This window comes from Micromonospora sp. B9E7 (genome assembly GCF_039871815.1).
In the GTDB taxonomy this organism is placed as follows: domain Bacteria; phylum Actinomycetota; class Actinomycetes; order Mycobacteriales; family Micromonosporaceae; genus Micromonospora.
Genome location: NZ_JBDPLX010000022.1, coordinates 94,488 through 119,174, shown reverse-complemented (window position 1 = coordinate 119,174; position 24,687 = coordinate 94,488). Strand labels below are relative to the sequence as shown.

Annotated in this window: 20 protein-coding genes; 9 read left to right on the top strand and 11 right to left on the bottom strand. The window is 71.6% G+C overall.

The genetic code is table 11. The annotated features are described in order from the left end of the window. Nucleotides 1-401: 401 nt before the first annotated feature. Genes ABGB10_RS27580 through ABGB10_RS27570 form a run of 3 tightly spaced genes read right to left on the bottom strand, consistent with a single transcriptional unit; the run spans nt 402 to nt 3,785 of the window. A complete protein-coding gene (locus tag ABGB10_RS27580) occupies nt 402-1,166 on the bottom strand; it encodes a succinate dehydrogenase/fumarate reductase iron-sulfur subunit (protein ID WP_282307401.1) in 765 nt (254 codons plus the stop codon). After that, entirely contained in the window at nt 1,163-3,100 is a 1,938-nt protein-coding gene (locus tag ABGB10_RS27575) for a fumarate reductase/succinate dehydrogenase flavoprotein subunit (RefSeq protein WP_347663904.1), read from the bottom strand. Before ABGB10_RS27575 ends, ABGB10_RS27580 begins: the two co-directional genes overlap by 4 nt. Before the next feature lies 1 nt (nt 3,101). Beyond that, complete coding sequence (locus ABGB10_RS27570; protein ID WP_347663902.1) at nt 3,102-3,785, bottom strand: succinate dehydrogenase cytochrome b subunit; 684 nt, start codon at nt 3,783-3,785, stop codon at nt 3,102-3,104. An 83-nt stretch (nt 3,786-3,868) separates the two neighbouring features. Here ABGB10_RS27570 and ABGB10_RS27565 point away from each other — a divergent pair, with 83 nt between their 5' ends. Continuing rightward, a complete protein-coding gene (locus tag ABGB10_RS27565) occupies nt 3,869-4,801 on the top strand; it encodes a LysR family transcriptional regulator (RefSeq protein ID WP_347663901.1) in 933 nt (310 codons plus the stop codon). Nucleotides 4,802-4,854: 53 nt separating this feature from the next. On the opposite strand, the gene hrpA is transcribed toward ABGB10_RS27565, so the two are convergent. Beyond that, a complete protein-coding gene (gene hrpA / locus ABGB10_RS27560) occupies nt 4,855-8,925 on the bottom strand; it encodes an ATP-dependent RNA helicase HrpA (RefSeq protein WP_347663900.1) in 4,071 nt (1,356 codons plus the stop codon). 117 nt (nt 8,926-9,042) lie between these two features. Here hrpA and ABGB10_RS27555 point away from each other — a divergent pair, with 117 nt between their 5' ends. After that, a complete protein-coding gene (locus tag ABGB10_RS27555) occupies nt 9,043-9,429 on the top strand; it encodes a cytidine deaminase (RefSeq protein ID WP_347663899.1) in 387 nt (128 codons plus the stop codon). A 13-nt stretch (nt 9,430-9,442) separates the two neighbouring features. Here ABGB10_RS27555 and ABGB10_RS27550 read toward each other — a convergent pair whose 3' ends face one another. Then, complete coding sequence (locus tag ABGB10_RS27550; RefSeq protein ID WP_347663898.1) at nt 9,443-9,802, bottom strand: YciI family protein; 360 nt, start codon at nt 9,800-9,802, stop codon at nt 9,443-9,445. A gap of 194 nt (nt 9,803-9,996) precedes the next feature. On the opposite strand from ABGB10_RS27550, the gene ABGB10_RS27545 reads away from it, so the two are divergent. From ABGB10_RS27545 to ABGB10_RS27530, 4 genes are all read left to right on the top strand, one after another. Beyond that, nucleotides 9,997-11,037: an iron ABC transporter permease gene (locus ABGB10_RS27545; protein WP_347663897.1), complete on the top strand. Its 1,041-nt coding sequence runs from the start codon at nt 9,997-9,999 to the stop codon at nt 11,035-11,037. Nucleotides 11,038-11,258: 221 nt separating this feature from the next. Continuing rightward, the gene (locus ABGB10_RS27540; RefSeq protein WP_347663896.1) at nt 11,259-12,380 is read left to right on the top strand and encodes an iron ABC transporter permease; all 1,122 of its coding nucleotides are present in this window, start codon (nt 11,259-11,261) and stop codon (nt 12,378-12,380) included. Between the two features lie 19 nt (nt 12,381-12,399). Further along, the gene (locus ABGB10_RS27535) at nt 12,400-13,392 is read left to right on the top strand and encodes an ABC transporter ATP-binding protein (RefSeq protein WP_347663895.1); all 993 of its coding nucleotides are present in this window, start codon (nt 12,400-12,402) and stop codon (nt 13,390-13,392) included. Continuing rightward, complete coding sequence (locus ABGB10_RS27530) at nt 13,392-14,339, top strand: iron-siderophore ABC transporter substrate-binding protein (RefSeq protein ID WP_347663893.1); 948 nt, start codon at nt 13,392-13,394, stop codon at nt 14,337-14,339. Before ABGB10_RS27535 ends, ABGB10_RS27530 begins: the two co-directional genes overlap by 1 nt. A gap of 155 nt (nt 14,340-14,494) precedes the next feature. On the opposite strand, the gene ABGB10_RS27525 is transcribed toward ABGB10_RS27530, so the two are convergent. The 3 genes from ABGB10_RS27525 to ABGB10_RS27515 form a co-directional block, all read right to left on the bottom strand. Next, nucleotides 14,495-15,106 carry a hypothetical protein gene (locus ABGB10_RS27525; protein WP_347663892.1) on the bottom strand — a complete coding sequence of 204 codons (612 nt, stop codon included), beginning with the start codon at nt 15,104-15,106 and terminating at the stop codon, nt 14,495-14,497. Between the two features lie 522 nt (nt 15,107-15,628). Continuing rightward, nucleotides 15,629-16,273: a hypothetical protein gene (locus tag ABGB10_RS27520; RefSeq protein ID WP_347663891.1), complete on the bottom strand. Its 645-nt coding sequence runs from the start codon at nt 16,271-16,273 to the stop codon at nt 15,629-15,631. Nucleotides 16,274-16,551: 278 nt separating this feature from the next. Further along, entirely contained in the window at nt 16,552-17,772 is a 1,221-nt protein-coding gene (locus tag ABGB10_RS27515; RefSeq protein ID WP_347663890.1) for an MFS transporter, read from the bottom strand. Between the two features lie 52 nt (nt 17,773-17,824). Between ABGB10_RS27515 and ABGB10_RS27510 the strand changes: the two genes are divergently transcribed. Beyond that, a complete protein-coding gene (locus ABGB10_RS27510) occupies nt 17,825-18,886 on the top strand; it encodes a LacI family DNA-binding transcriptional regulator (RefSeq protein ID WP_347663888.1) in 1,062 nt (353 codons plus the stop codon). A 60-nt stretch (nt 18,887-18,946) separates the two neighbouring features. Here the strand turns inward: ABGB10_RS27510 and ABGB10_RS27505 are convergent, their stop codons facing one another. Beyond that, entirely contained in the window at nt 18,947-19,513 is a 567-nt protein-coding gene (locus tag ABGB10_RS27505; RefSeq protein ID WP_347663887.1) for a TetR/AcrR family transcriptional regulator, read from the bottom strand. Nucleotides 19,514-19,626: 113 nt separating this feature from the next. Here ABGB10_RS27505 and ABGB10_RS27500 point away from each other — a divergent pair, with 113 nt between their 5' ends. Further along, nucleotides 19,627-20,346, top strand: a complete 720-nt coding sequence (locus ABGB10_RS27500) for an MBL fold metallo-hydrolase (RefSeq protein WP_347663886.1) — start codon at nt 19,627-19,629, stop codon at nt 20,344-20,346. A 10-nt stretch (nt 20,347-20,356) separates the two neighbouring features. Here ABGB10_RS27500 and ABGB10_RS27495 read toward each other — a convergent pair whose 3' ends face one another. Both ABGB10_RS27495 and trmB read right to left on the bottom strand, forming a co-directional pair. Beyond that, nucleotides 20,357-22,870 (bottom strand): DUF3516 domain-containing protein, encoded by a 2,514-nt coding sequence (locus ABGB10_RS27495; protein WP_347663885.1) that lies wholly within the window; start codon nt 22,868-22,870, stop codon nt 20,357-20,359. 118 nt (nt 22,871-22,988) lie between these two features. Then, the gene (gene trmB, locus ABGB10_RS27490) at nt 22,989-23,618 is read right to left on the bottom strand and encodes a tRNA (guanosine(46)-N7)-methyltransferase TrmB (RefSeq protein WP_347663914.1); all 630 of its coding nucleotides are present in this window, start codon (nt 23,616-23,618) and stop codon (nt 22,989-22,991) included. Between the two features lie 208 nt (nt 23,619-23,826). On the opposite strand from trmB, the gene ABGB10_RS27485 reads away from it, so the two are divergent. Beyond that, nucleotides 23,827-24,525, top strand: coding sequence for a hypothetical protein (locus ABGB10_RS27485; protein WP_347663913.1), 699 nt, complete (start codon nt 23,827-23,829; stop codon nt 24,523-24,525). The last annotated feature ends 162 nt before the right edge of the window (nt 24,526-24,687 follow it).

The window sequence follows — 24,687 nt, the reverse complement described above, 5'->3', positions numbered from 1 at the left end:
GGAACGTCAATCCCTGACCGAACAACACCTCAATCTGCGCCCGCTCCGCGGACGACAACCTCTGCCCCGGCATGACCCCTCATCCTGACGAGAATCCACCCCGTTGCAACAACCACTTGAGCCCAAGGCCCAGCGACAGGCCGGCTTCCTGAAACCCGAGTGGATCATGTGAGGCGAGTCGGGAGCACGGGCGCGTCGACGGTGGGGAGCTGACGGCGTACCACCGCAGGAGCGCAACCTGCGGACGAGCCGTGACCAGGGTCAGGGCTGGGGCGACCGTCCCCGGCGCAGGGATCAAGCCGGACCGCCCGGAGCGGGGGACGGTCGCCCCAGCCGCACCGCAACCAACGACCGCCGTACCCCAGGGAAAGCGCGGGATACGGCGGTCGGTACGGCGGACCTCAGGAACCGGGGGTGTTGTTGGCACCCTTCGCGGTGGCCGTGAGGTAGTCGCGGTTGAGTCGGCCAATGGTGTTCAGCGGGATGCCCTTCGGGCAGGCCGGGGTGCACTCGCCCGCGTTGGTGCAGCCGCCGAAGCCGGCCTCGTCGTGCGCGTCGACCATGCCGATCACCCGGGTGTACCGCTCGGGCTGGCCCTGCGGCAGCAGCGAGAGCTGGGTGAGCTTGGCGGCGGTGAAGAGCATGCCGGAGCCGTTCGGGCAGGCCGCCACGCAGGCGCCGCAGCCGATGCAGGCCGCCGACTCGAAGGCGGCGTCGGCGTTGGCCTTGGCCACCGGCGTGGAGTGCGCCTCGGGCGCGCTACCGGTCGGCGCGGTGACGTAACCACCGGCCGCGATGATCTTGTCGAAGGCGCTGCGGTTGACCACCAGGTCCTTGACGACCGGGAAGGCGCTGGCCCGCCACGGCTCGATGTCGATCGTCTCGCCGTCCTTGAACTGCCGCATGTGCAGCTGGCACGCCGTGGTGCCGCGCTGCGGCCCGTGCGCGTCACCGTTGATCATCAGGCCGCACATGCCGCAGATGCCCTCGCGGCAGTCGTGGTCGAACGCCACCGGGTCCTCGCCAGCGAGGATCAGCCGCTCGTTGAGCACGTCGAGCATCTCCAGGAACGACATGTCCGGGGACACGTCGTCGACCGGGTAGGTCACCATCCGACCCTTGTCCTCAGGGCCCTTCTGGCGCCAGATGCGCAGGGTCAGGTTCACTTGTAGCTCCGCTGCGTGGGGTGGACGTATTCGAACTTCAGATCTTCCTTGTGCAGCACCGAGGGCTCGCCGTCGGCGGTGAACTCCCAGGCCGCCACGTACGCGAACCGGTCGTCGTCGCGCTGCGCCTCACCGTCGGGGGTCTGGTGCTCGGCCCGGAAGTGGCCGCCGCAGGACTCCTCGCGGTGCAGGGCGTCGATGCACATCAGCTCGGCCAGTTCGAAGAAGTCGGCGACGCGGCCGGCCTTCTCCAGCGACTGGTTGAGTTCCTCGCCGGTGCCGGACACCTTCACCCGCTGCCAGAACGCCTCGCGCAGGTCGCGGATCTCGCCGATCGCCTTGCGCAGGCCGGCCTCGCTGCGCTCCATGCCGCAGTGTTCCCACATGATCTGGCCCAGTTCCCGGTGGAACGAGTCCACGGTCCGGTCCCCGTTGACCGCCAGGAGCCGCTGGATGCGGTCCTCGACGTCGGTGCGGGCCTCGATCGCCGCCGGGTGGCTGGCGTCGACCTTGTCGAGGGAGCCGGAGGCCAGGTAGTTGGCGATGGTGGTGGGCAGCACGAAGTAGCCGTCGGCGAGGCCCTGCATCAGCGCCGAGGCGCCGAGCCGGTTCGCGCCGTGGTCGGAGAAGTTGGCCTCACCGATCACGAACAGGCCGGGGATGTTCGACTGGAGGTCGTAGTCGACCCACAGGCCGCCCATCGTGTAGTGCACGGCGGGGTAGATGCGCATCGGCACCTCGTACGGGTCCTCGCCGGTGATCCGCTCGTACATCTCGAAGAGGTTGCCGTACTTGGCCTCGATCGCCTTGCGGCCCAGCCGGTTGATCGCGTCGGCGAAGTCGAGGTAGACGCCGAGCTTGGTCGGGCCGACGCCCCGGCCCTCGTCGCAGACGTTCTTGGCGGCCCGGGAGGCGATGTCGCGGGGGACCAGGTTGCCGAAGGAGGGGTAGATCCGCTCCAGGTAGTAGTCCCGCTCGTCCTCGGGGATGTCCCGCGGGCTGCGGTCGTCGCCCTTGGCCTTCGGCACCCAGACCCGGCCGTCGTTGCGCAGCGACTCGCTCATCAGGGTCAGCTTCGACTGGTGGTCGCCGGAGACTGGGATGCAGGTCGGGTGGATCTGCGTGTAGCAGGGATTGGCGAAGTACGCGCCCTTGCGGTGTGCCCGCCAGGTGGCGGTGACGTTGCAGCCCTTGGCGTTGGTGGAGAGGTAGAAGACGTTGCCGTAGCCGCCGGAGGCGAGCACCACGGCGTCGGCCATCTCGGTGCTGATCTCGCCGGTGACCATGTCCCGGACGACGATGCCGCGGGCCTTGTCGTCGACGATGACCAGCTCCAGCATCTCGTGCCGGGTGTTCATCTCCACGTTGCCCAGGCCGATCTGCCGCTCCAGCGCCTGGTACGCGCCGAGCAGCAGCTGCTGGCCCGTCTGGCCCCGGGCGTAGAAGGTGCGCTGCACCTGGGCGCCACCGAAGGAGCGGGTGTCCAGCAGGCCGCCGTACTCGCGGGCGAAGGGCACGCCCTGGGCGACGCACTGGTCGATGATGTTGACCGAGACCTCGGCCAGTCGGTGCACGTTCGACTCGCGGGAGCGGAAGTCGCCGCCCTTGACGGTGTCGTAGAACAGCCGGTGTACGGAGTCGCCGTCGTTGCGGTAGTTCTTCGCCGCGTTGATGCCGCCCTGCGCCGCGATGGAGTGTGCCCGGCGCGGGCTGTCCTGGTAGCAGTAGGACTTGACGTGGTAGCCCTGCTCGGCGAGGGTCGCCGCGGCCGAGCCGCCGGCCAGGCCGGTGCCGACCACGATCACCGTCATCTTGCGGCGGTTGGCGGGGTTGACCAGCTTGGCCTCGAAGCGCCGGGTCTCCCAGCGCTTCTCGACCGGGCCGGCGGGAGCCCTGGTGTCGGCGATCGGGTCGCCCTCGGTGAAGAGTTCCATGTCAGGACACCAATCCGGTGAGTACGGCGAACGGGACCACCAGGTACCCGGCGCAGAGCAGCACGGCGAAGACCAGAGCCGCGGTGCGGGCCCGACGCTCGCCGCGCGGCGTCTGCTGACCGAGGCTGCGGAACGCGCTGAACGCCCCGTGGCGCAGGTGGAAGCCCACCGCGACGATGGCGAGCGTGTAGAAGAGCGTGACGTACCAGCGTTCCGGCGCGAAGTCGGCGACGACGTTGCCGTACGGCTTGCTGGCGTCGCCGACCGGGTTGAGCGTGCCGGTGGTCAGGTCCAGGAGGTGGTAGATCACGAAAAGCAGGATGATCACCCCGCCCCAGCGCATCGTGCGGGCCGCGTAGCTGCCGTTGACCTTCTTACGGTGGGCGTACCTGACCGGGCGGGCGGCGCGGGCGCGCCTGGCCAGCACGGTGGCGGCGACGATGTGGGCGACGACCGCCACCACCAGCACGGTGCGCAGGATCCAGAGGAACCAGACCCCGGGCAGCAGTGGCTTGCCGATGTCGCGCAGCCAGTGCGCGTAGTGGTCGAACGAGGTCTCCCCCGTGAACACCTTGAGGTTCCCGAGCATGTGGGCGATGAGGAACAGCGCCAGCAGGATGCCCGTCACCGCCATGACGGCCTTGAGGCCGACGTTCGAACGGATGGGCGACCGAGTTTTCGTCATTACCACGAGACCGACGCTAGGAGCACTTTGATCAGTCGTCCAATGCATCAAACTCGTAGTGTTGATAGCCGTAAGCTATTTAGATGCAGCTCCATCAGCTCCGGTACTTCGTCGCGGTGGCCGAAGTACGACATTTCACCCAAGCCGCCGACATCGTCGGCATCACTCAGCCTTCTCTCAGTAAGCAAATTCACGCTCTGGAGGCCGACCTCGGGGCGCCTCTGTTCGAGCGGCTAAGGGGCAACATCGCGCTCACCGCGGCCGGCGAGGTGCTGTTGCCGTTGGCCACCCGGATCCTCGCCGACGTGGAGACCGCGACGCGGGAGGTGCAGGAGTTGGCCGGGCTGCGTCGAGGCCGGGTCCGACTCGGGGCCACCCCGAGCCTGGCCACCTCGCTCGCCCCGCCGGTGCTGCGCCGGTTCCGCGACGCGCACCCCACCATCGACCTGCGCGTCGAGGAGGGCGGCTCCCAGGACCTGGTGCGGGACCTGCTCCGCGGCGACCTCGACCTGGCGTTGATCATCATGCCGGCGCAGGGGGCCGACCCCGGGCTGCGGGTCGACCCGATCCTGCGGGAGAGCCTGGTGGTGGCCTCGGTGGACGAGGTGCCGACCGCCTCGGCGACCGGCGAGCTGCGCATCACCGACCTGCGCGACCAGCCGATGGTCATGTTCCGGGAGGGCTACGACCTGCGCGACGCCACCATCCAGGCGTGTCGGGAGGCGGGCTTCGAACCGAGCTTCGCGGTGGACGGTGGCGAGATGGACGCCGTGCTCAGTTTCGTCGAGGCGGGGCTCGGCATCGCGCTCGTGCCGGGCATCGTGCTGGCCCGCCGCCCGGGCGTACGGATCACTCCCCTCGCCCCGCCCGGGGTGCGGCGGACCATCGCGGTGGCCCGTCGCCGCGACATCGTGCCCACCCACGCGGGGCGGGAACTCCGGCGCATCCTGCTCGACTACATCCAGTCCGCGATCGACCGGGGCGAACTGCCGCCCGGCGTCGAGCCGCTGTCCTGACCAGGCCGAGGCCGCCGCCGCGAGAAGCCGGCAGTGGCCCGGCCGGGGTCGGGTCAGCGGCCCTCGGCGTCGTCCATCGCGCGGTAGATCCGCTGCTCCGAGACGGGGTACGGGGTGCCCAGCGCCTGGGCGAACACGTTCACCCGCAACTCCTCGATCATCCAGCGGATCTGCCGGACGGCAGTCTCCTGCCGGCGGGCCGGCGGCAGCGCGGCGAGCAGGTCGGCGTACTCCTTCTGCACCGCCGCGATGCGGTCCTGCTGCTGACGGTCGCGCTGCGGGTTGCCGCCCAGCCGCTCCATCCGGCGCTCGATGGCGGTGAGGTAGCGCAGTAGGTCGGGCAGCCGCGCGTACCCGGTCTCGGTGATGAACCCGGCGTGCACCAGCCCGGCGAGCTGGCTGCGGATGTCGGCCAGCGCGGCCACCACGGCGAGGTTGCGGGTGGCGCCGAGGCGCTGCTCGACGGCGTACGCGGCGGCGAGGACCCTGCGGACCCGGTCCATCACCTCGACCACGGTGTCGACCAGGTCGGCGCGGACCTTCTCGCGTAGCGCCGCGAACCCGTCGGCGTCCCACGCCGGTCCGCCCGCCGCGCCGATCAGCCGGTCGATGGCCGCGCCGGCGGCGTCCTCGATCAGCTCCTGCACGCCGCCGTGCGGGTTGCGGCTCAGCGCCAGCTTCGCCTCGTTGGTGAGCCGCCCCTGGAGGAACCGCGCCGGGGACGGCACGGTGAGCCGCAGCAGTCGGCGGGTACCGGCCCAGTGCGCGGCCTCCGCCTCGGCGGGGGAGTCGAACACCTTCACCCCGACCGTGGCGCCCTCGTCGACGAGCGCCGGGTACGCGGTCACCGCGTATCCGGCACGGACCTGCTCGATGGTCCGGGGCAGGGTGCCGATGCTCCACTCGCGCAGCCCGGTACGGGCCACTTCCGGCGCGGCGGCCGCCACCACCTGGCGTACCTCCTGGCGGAGCTGGCGTTGCAGGGCCGGCAGGTCCTTGCCCTCGGCGACCGGCTTCTCGTCGTCGCCGAGGACCCGGAAGGTCACCCGCAGGTGCGCGGGAAGCTTGCCCGGTTCCCAGGCGTCGCGGGGGACGGTCACACCCGTCATCCGGCGCAGTTGCCGGGTGAGCGCGTCCAGCAACGGCTCCTCGCCCGGGGTGATCGCCGCGAGGGCGGCCCGGGCGTAGTCCGGCACCGGGACGAAGTTGCGGCGGATCGCCTTGGGCAGCGTACGGATCAGCGCGACCACCGTCTCCTCGCGCAGCCCCGGCACCTGCCAGTCGAAGCTCTCCGCCGGCACCTGGTTGAGCAGTGGCAGGGGGATGTCGACTGTGACGCCGTCGGTCGGCGTGCCCGGCTCGAAGCGGTAGGTCAGCGGCAGGGTCACCCCCTGGGTCTGCCACTCGTCCGGGTAGTCGCCCTCGTCCACCCCCGGGCGGCCGTCGTTGACCAGCAGGTCGCGGGTGAAGGTGAGCAGGTCGGGCTGCTCGCGGCGGGTCTTCTTCCACCAGCTGTCGAAGTGCCGGCCGGAGGACACGTCGGCCGGGATCCGCTGGTCGTAGAAGCCGAAGATGGTCTCGTCGTCGACCAGGATGTCGCGGCGTCGAGCCCGGCTCTCCAGCTCCTCGATCTCGGCGAGCAGCCGCTTGTTGTCCGCCCAGAACTGGTGGTGGGTCTGCCAGTCGCCCTCGACCAGGGCGTGCCGGATGAACAGCTCCCGGCTCAACGTCGGGTCGATCCGCCCGAAGTTGACCTTGCGGGAGCTGACCAGCGGGACGCCGTAGAGGGTGACCTTCTCGTAGGCCATCACCGCGGCCTGCTTCTTCTCCCAGTGCGGCTCGCTGTAGCTGCGCTTGACCAGGTGCTGCGCCAGCGGCTCGACCCACTCCGGCTCGACCCGGCCGGCGATGCGGCCCCAGAGTCGGGAGGTCTCCACCAGCTCGGCGGCCATCACCCAACGCGGCGGCTTCTTGAACAGCGCCGATCCGGGGAAGACGGCGAACTTCGCACCCCGCGCGCCCAGGTACTCGTGCTTCTGGGCGTCCTTGAGGCCGATGTGCGACAGCAGGCCGGGCAGCAGCGACTGGTGCACCTTCGGAGTGTCGATCTCCTCCGGCAGGTCCGCCCCGCCCCGGCGGCTGGCACTCCGGCCGGCGTCCGCGCCGTCGGACGTGTCACGTGCCGGCCGCCCACCGCGCCGGTCGCCCTCGGCCGGGGTACGCAGCACCTGCCGCAGTTGGCTGACGATGTCCTGCCACTCGCGGATCCGCAGGTAGTTCAGGTACTCCGCCTTACACATCCGGCGGAACGCGCTGGAGGACAACTCACGTTGCTGCTCGCGCAGGTAGCGCCACAGGTTGAGGTAGGCGACGAAGTCGGACTCCTTGTCGGCGAACCGGGCGTGCGCCTGGTCGGCCTGGGCCTGCTTCTCCGCCGGCCGCTCGCGCGGGTCCTGGATGGAGAGCGCGGCGGCGATCACCAACACCTCGGTGGCACAGCCGTTGCGCTCGCCCTCGACCACCATCCGGGCCAGGCGGGGGTCGACCGGCAACTGGGCCAGGCGTCGGCCCAGCGTGGTGAGCCGCTTCGCCGGGTCGGCCTCGGTCGGGTCCAACGCGCCCAGCTCGTGCAGCAGGTTGACGCCGTCGGTGATGTTGCGCTTGTCCGGTGGGTCGATGAACGGGAACGCGGCGAGGTCGCCGAGCCCGATCGCGGTCATCTGGAGGATGACCGACGCCAGGTTGGTCCGCAGGATCTCCGGGTCGGTGAACTCGGGTCGGGACAGGAAGTCCTGCTCGTCGTAGAGGCGGATGCAGATGCCGTCCGACGTACGACCGCAGCGGCCCTTGCGCTGGTTGGCCGACGCCTGCGAGATCGGCTCGATGGGCAGCCGCTGCACCTTGAGCCGGCTGGAGTAGCGGGAGATGCGGGCGGTGCCCGGATCCACCACGTACTTGATGCCGGGCACGGTCAGCGAGGTCTCCGCGACGTTGGTGGCGAGCACCACCCGGCGCGAGGAGTGCGCGGCGAAGACGCGGTGCTGCTCGGCGCTGGACAGCCGCGCGTACAGCGGAAGGATCTCGGTGCCGAGCAGCGAGCGCTTCTTCTGCACCAGCTTGCCCAGCGCGTCGGCGGTGTCCCGGATCTCCCGTTCACCGCTGAGGAAGACCAGGATGTCGCCGGGCCCCTCGGCGGCCAACTCCTCGACGGCGTCGCCGATCGCCTGGATCTGGTCGCGGACGTTCTCCTCGTCGCCGTCGCCGTCCTCCTCGCCCTCGGCGACCTCCAGCAACGGGCGGTAGCGCACCTCCACCGGGTAGGTACGCCCCGACACCTCGACCACCGGCGCCGGCACGCCCTCCGGGTCGTCGGCCGTGGGTGGCCCGACGAAGTGCCGGGCGAACCGGTCGGTCTCGATGGTCGCCGAGGTGATGATCACCTTGAGGTCGGGTCGGCGGGGCAGCAGCTCCCGCAGGTACCCCAGGATGAAGTCGATGTTGAGGCTGCGCTCGTGGGCCTCGTCGATGATCAACGTGTCGTACTGGCGCAGCATCCGGTCGGTCTGCAACTCGGCCAGCAGGATGCCGTCGGTCATCAACTTGACCAGGCTGCGCTCGCCGACCTGGTCGGTGAAGCGCACCTTGTAGCCGACCACGTCACCCAGCTCGGTGCCCAGCTCGTCGGCGATCCGGTCGGCCACCGTCCGGGCGGCCAACCGCCGGGGTTGGGTGTGCCCGATCAGGCCGTGCACCCCGCGCCCCAGCTCCAGGCAGATCTTCGGTAGCTGGGTGGTCTTGCCGGAGCCGGTCTCGCCGGCCACGATCACCACCTGGTGATCGCGGATGGCGGCGGCGATGTCGTCCTTGCGCTCACTGACCGGCAACCCCGCCGGGTACGTGATCACGGGCACTGCCGCTCGACGGGTGGCGAGCCGCTGCTCGGCCCGGGCAACCTCGGCGGTGATCTCAGCGAGGGCCGCCTCCCGGCGCTGCGGGTCGCGCAGCTTGCGGGCGCCGTCCAGCCGCCGCTGGAGCCGGCGCTGGTCGCGGAACATCAGAGGGGTGAGGCGGCGGTGCAGCTCGCGTACCGGGTCGGTCGCGACGGAGGCGGTTGGATTCTGCATGTCGTGCCCAAGGATAGGCAGCCCGGCGGCGTACCGCCCCTGGGTTACCGCGCTGCTGGTCCGTCGGCGGCCTAGAGTGGGCGACCGACATCGAGCGCTGGGGGGCCGGGTATGGGCATGCGGGACACCGACCGTGCGTTGGTGCAGGCCGCGACGGCGGTCGCCAAGTTGCGGTGCCGCAGCCAGCACCACACCGTCGCCTCGGCCGCCCGGAACGCCGCCGGGCGGGTCTTCACGGGAGTGAACGTCCAGCACGCGAGCGGAGGCGTCTGCGCCGAGCTGGTGGTGATCGGCACGGCCGCCACGCAGGGCGTCACCGAACTGGAGACGATCGTCACGGTCGCCGACCGGGGTCGCGAGGTGACCGCGCCGTGTGACGAGTGCGCGCAGGTGCTGCGGGACTACTTCCCGGCACTGCGGGTGATCGTCGGCCCGGTGGACGCCCTGCGGGTGGTCCCGCTCGCGGAACTGCCGGCAGCGGCCGGGAGCGGCACGGCCGGCTGACCGCCCCCGGGAGTCAGTCTCCGGAGGCCGCCTCCAACATCGACCGAGGCACCGGCACGCGCTCGAACAGCAGGTTGCCCTCCGGCAGCAGCCAGGTCGTGACCCGCGCGACGAGGCGGCCGGCACGTACGGCCGGGTCGTTGGCGTAGAGGGCGCGCGCCTCGTCCGGCGCGATGGACAGCACGACGAACCCTCGTAGCTGCTCGTCGTCGCCGTGCAGGAACGGCCCGGCGGCGAGGACCAGCCCCTGCTCCACGAGGCCCGCCTGGTGGGCCAGATGCGCGTCCTGCAACCGGTCGATCGCGTCCTGCGGCAGCTCCGGCGGATCCGATGGTCGGACCAGGAGCACGACCGTGTGCTGGTCGAATCGCATGCTCATACCCTATGACGCGAATGTCCCTCTTCTGGGCGTCAACCGCCATCTGCCCTTCGGGTGACCATCCGCGAAACTCAGTCTCCTGCTGGGGGACGGCGATGGGCGGAGCGGCATCGACAACTACCGGTTAGGTCCCTTTCCGCAGGTCGGCTAAGGTTAGGCGAACCTAAGCCCGATCGTGCAGGAGATTCGTGACCGCCCTCGCCAGCCGGCCGACCCGGAGTCGGGCCAGCACTCGTACCGGGCGTCGGTTGGCCGTCACCGCCGGGGCCGCGCTGGTCCTGCTGCTCACCGTGCTGGCCAGTTTCGCGTTCGGCAGTCGGCAACTCGGCATCGACCAGGTCTGGCACGCCCTCGTCGCACCGGACGGCGGTGACGCCAGCACCATCGTCCGTGAGCTGCGGATGCCGCGTACCGCGCTCGGCCTCGCCGTCGGGCTCGCGCTCGCCGTCGCCGGCGTGCTGTTCCAGGCGCTCACCCGCAACCCCTTGGCCGAACCCCGCATCCTCGGCATCAGCGCCGGCGCATCGTTCGGGGTGGTGCTCGCCATCTCCGTCTTCGGCATCAGCACGCTCGCCGGGTACGTCTGGTTCGGCATCGCCGGCGCGCTCATCGCCGGGCTGCTGGTCTTCGCCATCGCCACCCGGGCCCGCGAAGGCGCCAGCCCGGTCACCCTCGCGCTGGTCGGCGCGGCGCTCGACGCCAGTCTCGCCTCCGGGGTGTACGCGCTGCTCAGCATCGACGCCCGCACCTTCGAGGAGTACCGGTTCTGGGTGGTCGGCGGCCTGTCCGGCCGGGACCTGTCGGTCAGCGCGCAGGTGCTGCCCTTCGTCCTCGCCGGGCTGGTGCTCGCCGCCCTGGTGGCCCGAGGTCTGGACGCGCTGGCCCTCGGTGACGACGTCGCCCGAGGTCTCGGCCACCGGATCGGGCTGGTCCGCCTCGGTGGTGGCCTCGCCGCCGTGCTGCTGACCGGGGCCGCGGTGGCGGCTGCCGGGCCGGTCGCCTTCGTCGGGTTGGCCGTGCCGCACCTTGCCCGCGCCCTGGTCGGCGCGGACCACCGCTGGACCCTCGCCGTCTCCGCCCTGCTCGGGCCCGCGCTGCTGCTCGGCGCCGACATCGTCGGCCGGGTCGTCGCCCCACCCGGCGAGATACCGGCCGGGATCGTCACCGCCCTGATCGGCGCGCCGCTGTTGGCCGTGCTCGTCCGCCGCGCCCGGGTGGTGACCGCATGACCGCCACCCAGCGCCCGTCCGGCGGCCCCGGTTCGCAGCGCCCCTCCACTTCGAGTGGCCCGGCTGCCTTGTCGGGCGGCGCGCCCACCGCCCTCTCCGCTTCGAGTGGCCCGGCCGGCCTGTCGGGCGGCGCGCCCACCGCCCTCTCCGCATCGAGTGGCCCGGCCGGCTTGTCGGGCCGCGCGCCCACCGCCCGCTCCGCTTCGAGTGGCCCGGCTGGCTTGTCGGGCCGCGCGCCCACCGCCGCGCCGGCCGGCGGCCCGGCTGGCCTGTCGGGCACGCTGCCGACCGGGTCGCCGGCTGCCGGACAGGCCCGGCTGCCCGGGCGGTCGCTGCTGCGGATCGGCCCGGTCAGTCTGCTGATCCGCCGCCGCGCGGTGCTGGTGGCCGCCGTGCTGACCGTGTTGCTCCTGCTGGCCGTCGTGCTCAGCCTTTCGCTGGGCACCCCGTACGTCGCCCCGGCCGACGTGCTGCGTGCCCTCTCCGGGGCCGGCACGCCGTACGACCTCGTGGTCTTCGATCTTCGGCTGCCACGGGTGGTGCTGGCGGCGGTGGCGGGCGCGGCCTTCGGCGTCGCCGGCACGCTCATCCAGAGCGTGGCCCGTAACCCGCTCGCCAGCCCGGACGTCATCGGCATCACCCAGGGTGCCGGCCTCGCCGCGACGGTGGCCCTGACCAGCGGAATGGCCGCGGTGCTGGTGGCACCCACCGCGCTGCTGGGCGGGTTGCTCGCGGCGGTGCTGCTGTTCGCCCTCGGTGCCCGGCACGGGCTGGCCGCACAGCGGTTCGTGCTCGCCGGGGTGGCGGTCGCGTTCGCCTTCCGGGCGCTCACCGAAGTCGTCATGCTCACCGCCGACCCGATCGACGGGCTGCGCGCGCAGATCTGGTTGATCGGCACCCTGGCCGGCAAGGGCTGGACCGAGGCGGCCTGGATCGCCGGCACCCTGCTGGTGCTGCTGCCGGTGCTGGCCTGGGCCGGCTGGGCGTTGAACAGCACCGCCCTGGACGACGACACCGCCCGGGGCGTCGGGCTGCGCCCGGTGGCCCGCCGGATCGGCCTGGCCGGCACCGGCGTGCTCGTCGCCGCGATGGTCACCGCCCAGGTCGGCGCCGTCGACTTCGTGGCGCTGGTCGCCCCCCAGGTGGCCCGCCGGTTGGTACGCGCCGAACGACCGCCGCTGGTCTGCGCCGCCCTGCTCGGCGCGTTGCTGCTGGTGCTGGCCGACCTGGCCGGTCGACGTCTGCTCGCACCCACCCAACTGCCCGCCGGTGTGCTGACCGCCGCGATCGGCGGCCCGTACCTGATCTTCCTGCTGCTGCGCGGCCGTCGGCGGTCGTCGTGACGCCTCAAGGAGTCGTGTGATGCTCTCCACCCGCGACCTGGTCGCCGGCTACGACGAGCGGACCGTGCTCGACGGGCTCGACCTGGACCTGCCGACCGACGCGTTCACCGTGATCGTCGGCCCGAACGCGTGCGGCAAGTCCACCCTGCTGCGCACGATGGCTCGGCTGCTCACCCCGCGCCGGGGCACGGTGCTGCTGGACGGCACCGCGATCCGCGACCTGCCGACCCGGGAGGTGGCCCGACGCCTCGGCGTCCTGCCGCAGAGCCCGCTGGTGCCCGAGGGCGTCACCGTGGCGGACCTGGTCGGGCGCGGCCGGCAGCCCTACCAGCGCTGGTGGCGGCAGTGGTCGTCGGAGGACGGTGCGGCGGTCGACCAGGCGATGGCCCTGGCCGACGTGACCGACCTGGCCGACCGGCCGGTGGACAGCCTCTCCGGCGGTCAGCGGCAACGCGTCTGGATCGCCATGACTCTCGCCCAGGACACCGACGCCCTACTGCTGGACGAGCCGACCACCTTCCTCGACCTGGCCCACCAGGTGGAGGTGCTGGACCTCCTGCACCGGCTGCGCGTCGAGCGGGGCCGCACCGTGGTCGCCGTGCTGCACGACCTGAACCAGGCCGCCCGCTACGCCGACCACCTCGTCGCGATGCGCGCCGGCGCCGTGGTGGCCGCCGGACCGCCCCGGGAGATCCTCACCGCCGACCTGGTCCGGGACGTCTTCGGGTTGGCCTGCGTGGTCGTGCCCTGCCCGGTGACCGGCGCGCCGCTGGTGGTGCCCGCGCACACCGGCGGCTCGGTCCTCCCGGCCGCCGACGCGGGTGGCCCGGTTGCCGGGTCCGCCGGCGGGGGCGGCTCTGCTGCCGGGTCTGCCGGCCCGGGCGGCTCTGCTGCCGGGTCCGCCGGCGCGGGAGACCTTGATTCCTCGACGGCGTCCGTGCCGGACGCCCGACCCGCCATCGGCGACGCGGCCACCCCCTTCGCCGACTCGTACCCCTCGAAAGGACTCTGATGCGTCGTCTCGTCGCCGCTCTCGCCGCGGCCGCCGCCCTCGGCGTCGGACTCACCGCCTGCGGTGAGAGCGACCCGGTCGCCGGCTCCACCACCGGGGAGACCCGGGAGATCACCCACGCCATGGGCACCACCAAGGTCCCGGCCGAGCCCAAGCGCGTCGTCGTGCTCGACACCGACAAGATCGACACGGCGCTCTCGTTGGGCATCACCCCGGTCGGCGCCGCCACGGCCGGTGAGGCCAAGAGCTGGCCCACGTACTTCGGCGCGGACAAGCTCGCCAGCATCAAGGAGGTCGGGGTGCTCGCCGAGCCCGACCTGGAGGCGATAAACGCACTGAAGCCGGATCTCATCCTCGGCAGCAAGTTCCGCCAGGAGAAGTTCTACGACGAACTGGCCGCCATCGCGCCGACGGTGTTCACCGACAAGGTGGGCATCACCTGGAAGGAGAACCTCCTCCTGGACGGCAAGGCGCTCGGCCGCGAGCAGCAGGCGAAGGACCTGCTCAGCGCGTACGAGAAGCGGGCCAAGGAGTTCGGCGCGACCCTCGGCGACGCCGCTGCGCGCAAGGTGTCGATCGTGCGGTTCCTGCCCGGCAACATCCGGGTGTACGGCCCGGACTCGTTCTCCGGCATCGTCATCGGTGACACGGGGCTGGGCCGCCCCGAGCGTCAGCTGCTCGCCAACAAGGAGGACAAGCGCTTCGACCTGGTCAGCCCCGAGCGGGTCAACGAGGTCGACGGCGACGTCATCTTCGTGACCGCGTACGGCGAGAAGGCCGCAGCCGAGCAGACCAAGGTCACCGGCGGGACCCTCTGGAAGGGCCTCAACGCGGTCAAGGCCGGCAAGGCGTACCCCGTCTCCGACGAGATCTGGATGACCGGCATCGGCGTCGGCGCCGCCAACAAGATCCTCGACGACCTGGCGAAGTACCTCCCCGCCGCCTGACCCGTCCCACCCCTCGCGCTGCGCGTCCCCGCAGGCTCGGCGGGCTGTGCGGCGGCACGTGCCTGCGCTCACCGTTCATGATCGTGCTCGATCCATGAAGTAGTGGCCTCCCGGTCGAGGGAGGCCACTACTTCCATGTTGGAGCGCGATCATCGTCACCGGATGGAGCGGGAGCGTGCCTGCAGGGCCGCCCGGACCTCGGACAGGAATTCGTCGAAGTCGTCTCGGAGGCGCTTGGCCGTCACGTGCAGCACTATCCAGTCACCGCCGAGCAATCGGTTGAGTCGCCGGCGGTCCCGATGGAACTGCTCGGGGTCGTCGTGCCAGAGCCCGTCGTACTCCACCGCGACCTTCAACTTCGGCCAGGCCAGGTCCAGTCGGGCCACGAACCGGCCCTGCTCGGCCACGACCCACTGCGTCTCCGGCCGGGGCAGGCCGGCGAGCACCAACCGCACCCGGGTGCGGGACTCCTGGGGTGACTCCGCGCCTGCGTCGGCCAGGTCGACGGCACGCAACAGCGACCTCCAACCGCGTCGACCGGCCCGATCCAGGGCGTACCCGCGCAGGGCGGTAACCGTGGTCAGCCTCCTGGCCAGCATCGCGTCGATGACGACCACCGCCTCGACCACCTCGAGCCAACGGGCGATGTCCCAGCAGGTCCGCGCCGGGCTGGTCACCCTGACGCCGGCCCGGTCCAGCGTGTCGCCGGGGTCGGTATCTCCGTGGTGGATCCGAATGCCGGTGGTTGGGCCGACTCGGGTGGACATGGGAATCAGGACGTCGATCGGATCACCGGTGGTCGGGCTCGCGCAGCCGTACAACCCTGCGGCGGCGGGTCCCGCGATGGCCGCGCCGGGCGGGACAAGCCAGCGCCCGACAGCGGCGCATCGTACGTCGTGGGTGACTGTGACCTGGACATCGGCGTAGACATCGCGAAAGAGCGACCGCCACGCCGAACTGCGCAGGTCGTTGCGGGTCAGGAGGCCTCGCGAAACGGCAGTCGAGCCACGGAAGACCCGACCACGCAACTGCGGCGGCCGACGAGGAGCTCTTGGCATGAGCCCCAGGTTGGCCGATCAGCCCTGCGCCACGCTGCCCCTGTGGATAACCACGGTCGCCGGGTGGACGCTGGTGCGCGCCGCTGTCCCCATGATCGTGCTCGAACATGGATGTAGTGGCCTCCCGAGGAAGCGAGACCACTACATCCTGGATCGAGCACGATCATGCTGGTCGCCGAGCGGTCGGCAGGTGGTTCGTGGTGAGTGGTGGGTTCGTGGTGGGTGGGTGGGTTAGGCGGCGGTGGACCAGATGGCGCGGAAGGCGGCTGCTTCGCCGGACAGCCACCGTTCGATCTGGTCGGGCTTGGCGTCGGTGGGCATGCGATGGGCCTGGCCGCGACGGACGTCGACCAGGACCGGCTCGGCGTGTGGGAGCACCGCGTCCATGTGGCGGGCCATCAGGTGCAGGGTGGCGAGCACTGACTCCTCACTCGGTGGAGTCTCGTCGAAGTGCAGGCGGATGGCTTCGGCGTGACCGTCGGAGTGGCGTACCCCGAAGTGGGGGTTGATCTTGACGGGAAGGTCTCCCAGCATGGCCAGGGCGTCGCGGGTCTGGGCGAGGTCGACGGCGGCCGGCTCGCCGAGGGAGTACAGCCAGGCCGTGGCACCGGGGACGAGCGCCTGGTAGAGCGGGCGCCACCGTGGCTTGACCACGTCGACCACCCCGGTCAGGTGCGTGCCACCGGTGTGGAAGGCGATGTCGGCCTTGAGCGCCTTGACGAACTGGCCGTGCGGGTTGAAGCCGGACCGGCTTGCGCGCTGCTTGCGCAGCCCTCCCACGAAGGTCGCCTTGGTGGGGCCGGTGCGGTCGACGTAGCGGGTGAAGCCGAGCAGGGTGGCGTAGGGGGTGAGGGGCGTGGAGGCGGGCGCGGTCATGGGCGTCCTCCCAGGTCAAGAACTCGATTAGTACATACATTCTAATCGACACCCCTGACATCGCCCAGCGAATCCGGGCACCGGAAGTTGACCTCTCGAAGGCCCCCCGACAGGGTCAGCCGGCGGCGACCTGATCGAGCACGGTGGGTGGACCACCCACCGGCTCTCCGGCTCGGGCAGCGTCCACGAGTCGGCCCCACGGTGTGGTTCGCCGAAGCTCATCCCGCCCAGCTGGGAGATGGTGAGCCCGGTCGAGCCGAGCCGCGTACACCGTCGGGTCACCGGACCGCCCGTGGCAGCGCGCCCAGCACGAGCGCGGCGCCGACTGCCATGATCGCGAAGACCATCGCCATTCCGAACGCGTCGGTCAGCGGCCCCACCACGATCGGCGCCGAGATGGCACCGACCCGGGACAGCGCCGAGACCATGGACGCCGTCCGGGCCGGGGGGATGCCGTGCCGCACGCTGAGCTGGTCGGCCGAGCCGAAGAGCAGGGGGAAGGCCGGCCCCGCCCCGAAACCGGCCACGGCGACCGCGGCCAGCGCCCACCACACCGGAGCGCCAACGAGTGTGCACAGCAGGCCGGTGCCCACGGCCGCCATCATGGTGGCGCCGCTGACCGCCGCGACTCTCGCCTGGCCGACCCGGGACACCGCCACGTCCAGCAGTAGGCGGGAGGCCAGCAGGCCGGCGCCGAAGAGCACCGGTGCGGCGGCCGCCACCTGCGGTGTCGCGTCGAACCCGCGGCTCAGCAGGAGCCCGGTCCACTCCTGCCCCGGACTCTCCACATAGCTGGCGGCCACCGCCGCGAGCCCGAGCACCGGCAGCACGTACCGCAGCCGACCAAGGGAACGCGCCGGTCGTGCCGGTCGCTCCGGACCGCCGGACGTCGGGCCCGGTGTGGGCGGGCCCTCGGCCACCATCCCGCTGCGGCCGAGGGCGATCGCGAGCTGGGCGACCAGCGCCACCGTGGCGGCGATGCCGACGTGCAGGGCCACCGGCACCCGGAGCCCGGCGGCGACCGTTCCGAGCACGCCTGCTCCGGCCAGCGAGAGCGACCAGGTGGCGTGCATCCTGCCCATCAGGGTCGTCGCGCGGTGCTGCTGCACCCGGACCGCGAAGGCGTTCATCGCCACGTCGTGCGCGCCGTCGAGGATGCCCAGCAGCAGCAGGGCGCCGCCCAGCAGGATCAGCTGCGGGGCCCACGCCACGCCGACCGCGAGCAGCGCGTAGCCCGCGCCGGCGAGCAGCGTGGCCGACCGCTCGCCGACGGCGCGGGCGAGCAGGGGGGCCACCAGCGAACCGAGGAGCCCACCGATCGCCGCCGCGAAGAGCACCACACCGAACTGGGTCTCGCTGGCGGACACCCGGTCGGCGATCTCGGGAAAGCGGGTGAGCAGGCTGCCGTAAAGTGCGCCGTTGACCGCGAAAGCGACCGCCGGCACGCGCCAGTCGCTGCTGGTGCGGCCGTGTAGGCCGTCCGCGACATCGACGCTCATGAGGCTAACTTATACGTATCAGAGGACCGGCACGACGCAGGGAGGTTCTCCAGTGCCCAGCGACCCACCCCCACGGATGCGAGACGTCGCACGAGCGCTCGGTGTCAGCCAGGCCACGGTGAGCAACGCCTTCAATCGGCCCGACCAGCTCAGTCGCGAGCTACGCGACCGGATCCTGGCCGCGGCACGGGACCTCGGGTACCCCGGCCCCGACCCGATCGCGAACACGTTCCGCCGAGGCCGGACCGGCGCGGTCGGGCTGATCATCCACGAGCCGCTGCAGTACCTCTTCGAGGACCCCGCCGCGCGCCTGACCATGGCCGGCGTCGCCCGGGTCTGCGGCGAGCACGGCTCCTCACTGGTGCTGGTTCCCCGCGCCGAGCCGGGCCTGCCGGACGTCGTCCCCACCGCGCTCGTGGACGGCTTCGTGGCCTTCTGCGACCCGCTGGAGCCCGAGCGGCGGGAGCTGCTGCGGGCCCGGCGGTTGCCAGTCGTCGGGCTCGACGCCCCCGTGACGCCGGGGGAGCCGTACGTCGGTATCGACGACCGGGCCGCGGCGCGCGCGGCGGCCGCCCATCTGGTCGACCTCGGCCACCGCCGGATCGGCGTGATCAGCTTCGCGCTGGCCCGCGACTCGGAGACGACTGTGGTGTCCGCCGGGCTCGACGCGCCTACCGGGTACGTCGCCAACCGGGCCCGCCTCGACGGCTACCGGGACGCGCTCGGCCCCGCGCTCGGCGGTGGTGGCCGGATCGTCGTCGTGGCGGCCCGTGGGGTCGAGGAGGCCGACGGGGCCGCCGCCGCGGTGCACCTGCTCGATCACGCCGAGCCGCCCACGGCGATCCTGGCGATGAGTGACCGGCTGGCGCTCGGTGTCATCGCCGAAGCCACCCGTCGCGGTATCGACGTTCCCGGTGACCTCTCCGTCGTCGGCTTCGACGACGTGCCGGCAGCGGTGGCGGCCAGCCCTGCCCTGACCACCGTGCGGCAACCGCACGCCCGCAAGGGCGCGGAGGCGGTCCGCATGCTCCTGCGGCCGGCGCCCACCCGTACGGCCCTGATCCTGCCGACCGAGGTCGTTGTCCGTGCCTCGACGGCACCACCCCGGACATAGGCCAGCTGCCGTCACCGCGCTTCGCCCGGAACTAGCGCCGGACGAGCGCTGTGGTGGTGGTCATTCAGCCCGGGCCGTCAGGGCGACGGTCAGGCGGTCGATGCCGAACTCGAAGGCGTCGTCGAGGTCGCCGCCGAGGTTGAAGGCGCCCGCCAACTCCATGCCGATGAAGCCGTTGGCCCAGGCGGTCAATGTGCGGGCGGCGGCCAGGGCGTGCTCGGGCCCGGCGAGGTCGGCGGCGACGCGGAGGGCGGGGGCGCTGGCCAGGGTGAGGGCGTCGAGGCTGGGACGGGTCTCCGCGGGGCCGTTGGCGAAGATGAGGTGGTAGCTGGCCGGTTGGGCGTGCGCGAACGTGCGGAAGGCGCGTGCCAGCTCGGCGAGGTCCCGGCGCGGATCGCCGCTGCCGGTGACGGCGCTGAGCTGTTCGCCGAGGTCGTGCACGGTGGCCTCGGTGACGAGCCGGATGAGGGCGTCGCGGTTGCGGACCCGCTTGTACAGCGAGGGGGCGCGGACGCCCACTCGCTCGGCGACCGCCTGCATGGTCAGGCGTGGAAGGCCTTCCGACTCCAGGATCTGGCGGGCAGCCGTCACGATGTCGGCGAGGGACGTCCGGTCGGGGGTCGGCATGTGGTGGCTCCTTGCGGGTGGGCGACGACCGTCACCCATGATAGCTATGGACCTTAGCCATGATGGCTAACTATCGTAGCTATCAGGGAACGACATCACCTCGGGAGGACACCATGAAGCTCGGGCCACACCTGCGCCGCATCGGCAACGACATCGTCGCCGCCTACCTGATCGAGACCGACGAGGGCATCACCGTGGTGGACGCCGGCCTCGCCGGTCACTGGTCGGAGCTGGTGGCGGAGCTTTCCGCCATGGGCCGCTCGCTCGCCGACATCCGAGGTCTGATCCTCACCCACGGCGACACCGACCACATCGGCTTCGCCGAGCGACTCCGCCGCGACCACGGAGTGCCGGTCTACGTGCATGAAGCCGATGCCGCCCGCGCCCGCGGCGAGGCCAAGTCCAAGGCGTCGTTCGGGACGTTCAAGGTGGGTGCCACAGCGCGCTTCATGGTGTACGCCAGCCGCAAGGGCGGGCTGCGCACCACGTACCTCAGCGAGGTGGTCGTCGTGCATGACGGTCAGGTGCTCGACCTGCCCGGCGCTCCGCGCGTCATCGGGATGCCCGGTCACTCGCCGGGCAGCATCGCCGTACACGTGCCGATCGCCGACGCGGTGTTCGTCGGCGACGCGCTCACCACCCGACACGTGCTGACCGGCCGGCACGGCCCGCAGCCGGCGCCGTTCACCGACGACCCGGCCCTGGCGCTGGCCTCGCTCACCCGCATCGAGGACCTGGGGGCGACGTGGATCCTCCCCGGCCACGGCGCCCCCTGGAACGAGGGCGCCGCCGAGGCGGTGCGCCGGATCAGGGCCGCCGCCCAGGCCCGCTGATCGGTGGGCGTCAGAGCTGGCCGACGTCGGTGATCCGGACGACCGCGGCGCCGACCTCGTCCGAGGCGGCCAGGTCGACCTCGGCGCTGATGCCCCAGTCGTGGTCACCGTCCGGGTCGTCGAAGATCTGCCGGACGGTCCACCGCTCCCGGCCCTGCTCGATCATGAGCAGCGCCGGGCCCCGGGCGTCCGGACCAACCCCAAGCGAGGTGTACGCCTCGAAGTACGGCCCCAGGGCGTCGGCCCACGCGTCGTAGTCCCAGCCGTCCTCGGCGTCCAACTCGGCGAGCAGGTCCCAGCGGCGCAGCGCGGCCAGCTCCACCCGGCGGAACAGCGCGTTGCGCACCAGCACCCGGAACGCCCGCGCGTTGCGGGTCACCGCCGGTGGCCGGTCGGTCAGTGCTGCGTGCGCCTGGGCCACCTCGGCCACGTCGGACGGATTGCGCAGCCGCTCCCACTCGTCGATCAGGCTGGAGTCGACCTGACGGACCAACTCGCCCAACCACTCGATGAGGTCGATCAGTTCCTCGGTCTTGGCGTCCTCGGGCACGGTCTGCCGCAGCGTCTTGTACGCGTCGGCGAGATAGCGCAGAACGAGCCCCTCCGAGCGGGTCAGCCCGTAGAACTGCACGTACTCCGTGAAGGTCATGGCCCGCTCGTACATGTCGCGGACGACGGCCTTGGGGGAGAGCTGGTGGTCGGCGACCCAGGGGTGGCCCTGCCGGTACATCTCGTACGCGGCCTCCAGCAACTCGGCGAGCGGCTTCGGGTGGGTCACCTCCTCGAGCAGTTCGATGCGGGCCTCGTACTCGATGCCCTCGGCCTTCATCGCGGCGACCGCCTCACCGCGCGCCTTGAACTGCTGCGCGGAGAGGATCTGCCGAGGATCGTCGAGGATCGACTCGATCACGCTCAGCACGTCGAGCGCGTACGACGGGGACTCGGCGTCGAGCAGCTCGATCGTGGCCAGGGCGAGGGGGGAGAGCGGCTGGTTGAGCGCGAAGTCGAGCTGGAGGTCGACGGTGAGTCGGATCCGTCGGCCGGTCTCGTCCGGCTCGGGCAACTCCTCGACGACCCCGCCGGCCCGCAACGCCCGGTAGATGGCGATCGCCCGACGGATGTGCCGTCGCTGCGCGGCGGCGTCCTCGTGGTTGTCGGTGAGCAGGTGCCGCATCGCGCTGAACGCGTCCCCGGGCCGGCCGATGACGTTGAGCAGCATCGAGTGGCTGACCTGGAAGCTGGAGGTCAGCGGCTCCGGCTCCGCGTCGACCAGCCGGTCGAACGTGGGCTGGCCCCAGCCGATCGAACCCTCCGGCGGCTTCTTACGGACCACCTTGCGGCGCTTCTTCGGGTCGTCGCCGGCCTTCGCGAGGGCCTTCTCGTTGTCGATGACGTGCTCCGGGGCCTGCACCACGACCCGGCCGATGGTGTCGTAGCCGGCTCGGCCGGCCCGCCCGGCGATCTGGTGGAACTCCCGGTTCTTGAGCAGTCGGGTACGGACCCCGTCGTACTTGGACAGGCCGGTGAAGAGCACGGTGCGGATCGGCACGTTGATGCCGACGCCGAGGGTGTCCGTGCCGCAGATGACCTTGAGCAGGCCGGCCTGGGCGAGGGTCTCCACCAGTCGGCGGTACTTCGGCAGCATGCCGGCGTGGTGCACGCCGATGCCGTGCCGGACCAGCCGGGAGAGCGTCTTGCCGAAGCCTGCCGTGAACCGGAAACCACCGATCGCCTCGGCGATCATGTCCTTCTCGGCGCGGGTGCAGACGTTGACGCTGGTCAGCGCCTGGGCGCGTTCCAGCGCGGCGGCCTGGGTGAAGTGCACCACGTACACCGGGGCCTGCTTGGTCTCCAGGAGCTCCTCGAGCGTCTCGTGCAGCGGCGTCATCGCGTACGAGAAGATGAGCGGGACCGGCCGCTCCGCCGAGCGCACGACGGCGGTCGGCCGCCCGGTGCGCCGGGTCAGGTCGTCGACGAACCGGGTGGTGTCCCCCAGGGTGGCGGACATCAGGATGAACTGGGCCTGCGGCAGCTCGATGATCGGCACCTGCCACGCCCAACCCCGGTCGGGTTCGGCGTAGAAGTGGAACTCGTCCATGATCACCTGGCCGACGTCGGCCTTCACGCCCTCGCGCAGCGCCAGGTTCGCCAGGATCTCGGCGGTGCAGCAGATGATCGGGGCGTCGGCGTTGACGCTGGCGTCACCGGTCAGCATGCCGACGTTCTCGGCGCCGAAGACCTCGCAGAGGGCGAAGAACTTCTCCGACACCAGCGCCTTGATCGGCGCGGTGTAGAAGGTCGTCCGGCTGTCGGCGAGCGCCGCGAAGTGCGCCGCGATGGCCACCAGGCTCTTCCCCGAGCCGGTCGGCGTGTTCATGATCAGGTTGGCCCCGGAGACGATCTCGATGACCGCCTCCTCCTGATGGGGGTAGAGGTCGAGGCCGCGCTCCTTCGCCCATCCGGCGAACGCGTCGAAGAGGGTGTCGGGGTCGGCGCTTCTCGGTAGCGCGGCGGTGAGCGTCATAGCCTGTCCATGGTGCCTGGATCATGCCCTCCGGCGCCAACCGGCCTCTCGCCGGTCCCGGCAGCCGTTAGCAAGGGGCCCTTTTACAACGCCAGGCGTTAATGAGGGGCCCTTCCTTTCACTGCCGGCGGTAGATCAGGTCGGCGACCGGTCGGCCGGCCGTGATCGCCCGCCGCTCGAACTTCGTCACCGGGCGGTGCTCCGGACGTGGCGCGAAGCCGCCGTACGCGTCCACCAGCTCCGGATCCGCCTCCAGGGTCTCCCGCATCGCCTCGGCGTACTCGGCCCAGTCGGTCGCGCAGTGCAGCGTGCCGCCGGAACGCAGTCGCGACCGCAGCAACGCCACGTGCGCCGGCTGGATGATCCGCCGCTTGTGGTGGCGCGTCTTCGGCCACGGGTCCGGAAAGAAGATGTGCACGGCGTCGAGCACGCCCTCGGGCAATCCCCTGACCAGGGACAACGCGTCGCCCTCCGCCACCCGTACGTTGCTCAGACCGGCACGCTCCACCAGGTCGAGCAGGTTGGCGATTCCCGGCGTGTGCACCTCGACCGCCAGATAATCTCGGTCCGGGTCAGCGGCGGCCATCGCGGCGGTGCTGTCGCCCATGCCCGAGCCGATCTCCAGCACGACCGGCGCCCGGCGACCGAACAGGTCGGCCAGGTCGACGGGCACGACAGGTCCGTCCGGCACATCCAGGCCGTACGCGGGCCAGAGCCGGTCCAGCGCGTCGGTCTGCCGGTCGCTCATCCGACCCCGGCGGGGGTGGAACGTGCGGATCGTCCGGCTCACGGGCGGGACGGCGGGGTCATGGTCGGTGGTGGTCACAGCGACCCGAGCGTACGCGACGCCGTCGGCGGATCGGGTGTGATGTGCGACCGGAAATGAGAGGATCCAACTGGTACGGCAGGTCGGGTGCTCCGCTGCCCGACACGGCCGCACGGCGTCGAGAGGGGGCATCGTGACAGTGACCCGTGGCGGCGTGCTTCTTTCCGTGCTGACCATGCTGGCAGGCCCGCTGCTGTCTGCTCCCCCCGCGCTTGCCGCCCCTCCTGCGTTCGCCTCTACCGCGCTTGCTGCGGCTCCTTCGCTCGCCGGGCCCAAGCCTGACGCTCCTTTGCTTGCCGCTCCTGCGGCTGACGTTGCCATGCTCGCCGTGCTGCAGCCCGCTGCCGTCGCGCCCGCGCCGCAGCCCGAAGGGCCCCCGGGTGGCGCGCCCCAGCCGGGCCCGGTGGACATCTTCGTCGAGGTGAGCCCGAGCACGGTGCAGCCCGGCTATCTGGTCGGCATCCGGGCCAGTTGCCGGGACAACTCGGTGGGTGCCACCGTCGTCTCGGACGCGTTCGGCGCGGTCGGCGTGCAGCCGCAGCGCGGGGTGCTCACCGCCGCGCCGATGGTGCGCGAGCGCACCCGCCCCGGCAACTACCGGGTCAAGTTGGAGTGCCGTGACGGCGAGACCGCCTCGACCATGCTCCAGGTGGTCAAGAAGGTGCCGTCCCAGCCCAGTCGCGGTCCGGCCACCGGCTTCGGCGGAGGCGCCGGCGGCATCACCGGCAAGCTGCTGTTGCCCGTCGGCGCGGCACTGACCATCACCGGGTTGGTCCTCGCCGTGGTGGCACTGCGTCGGCCGCGTCTGGTCCATGGCGCTGGGCGCTGAGCCGGCTATGGGGATCTTCCGACCCGTGTCGCCGCCGCCCGGCCCGCGTCCGTCCCCCGGCCCTCGCCCGTCATCGGGTGCGCGCCCGTCCTCCGGCCCCCGCCCAGCGCGTGACGACCGCCCGCTGACGGATGACCGCTTCGACGACCACCGCCTACCGCT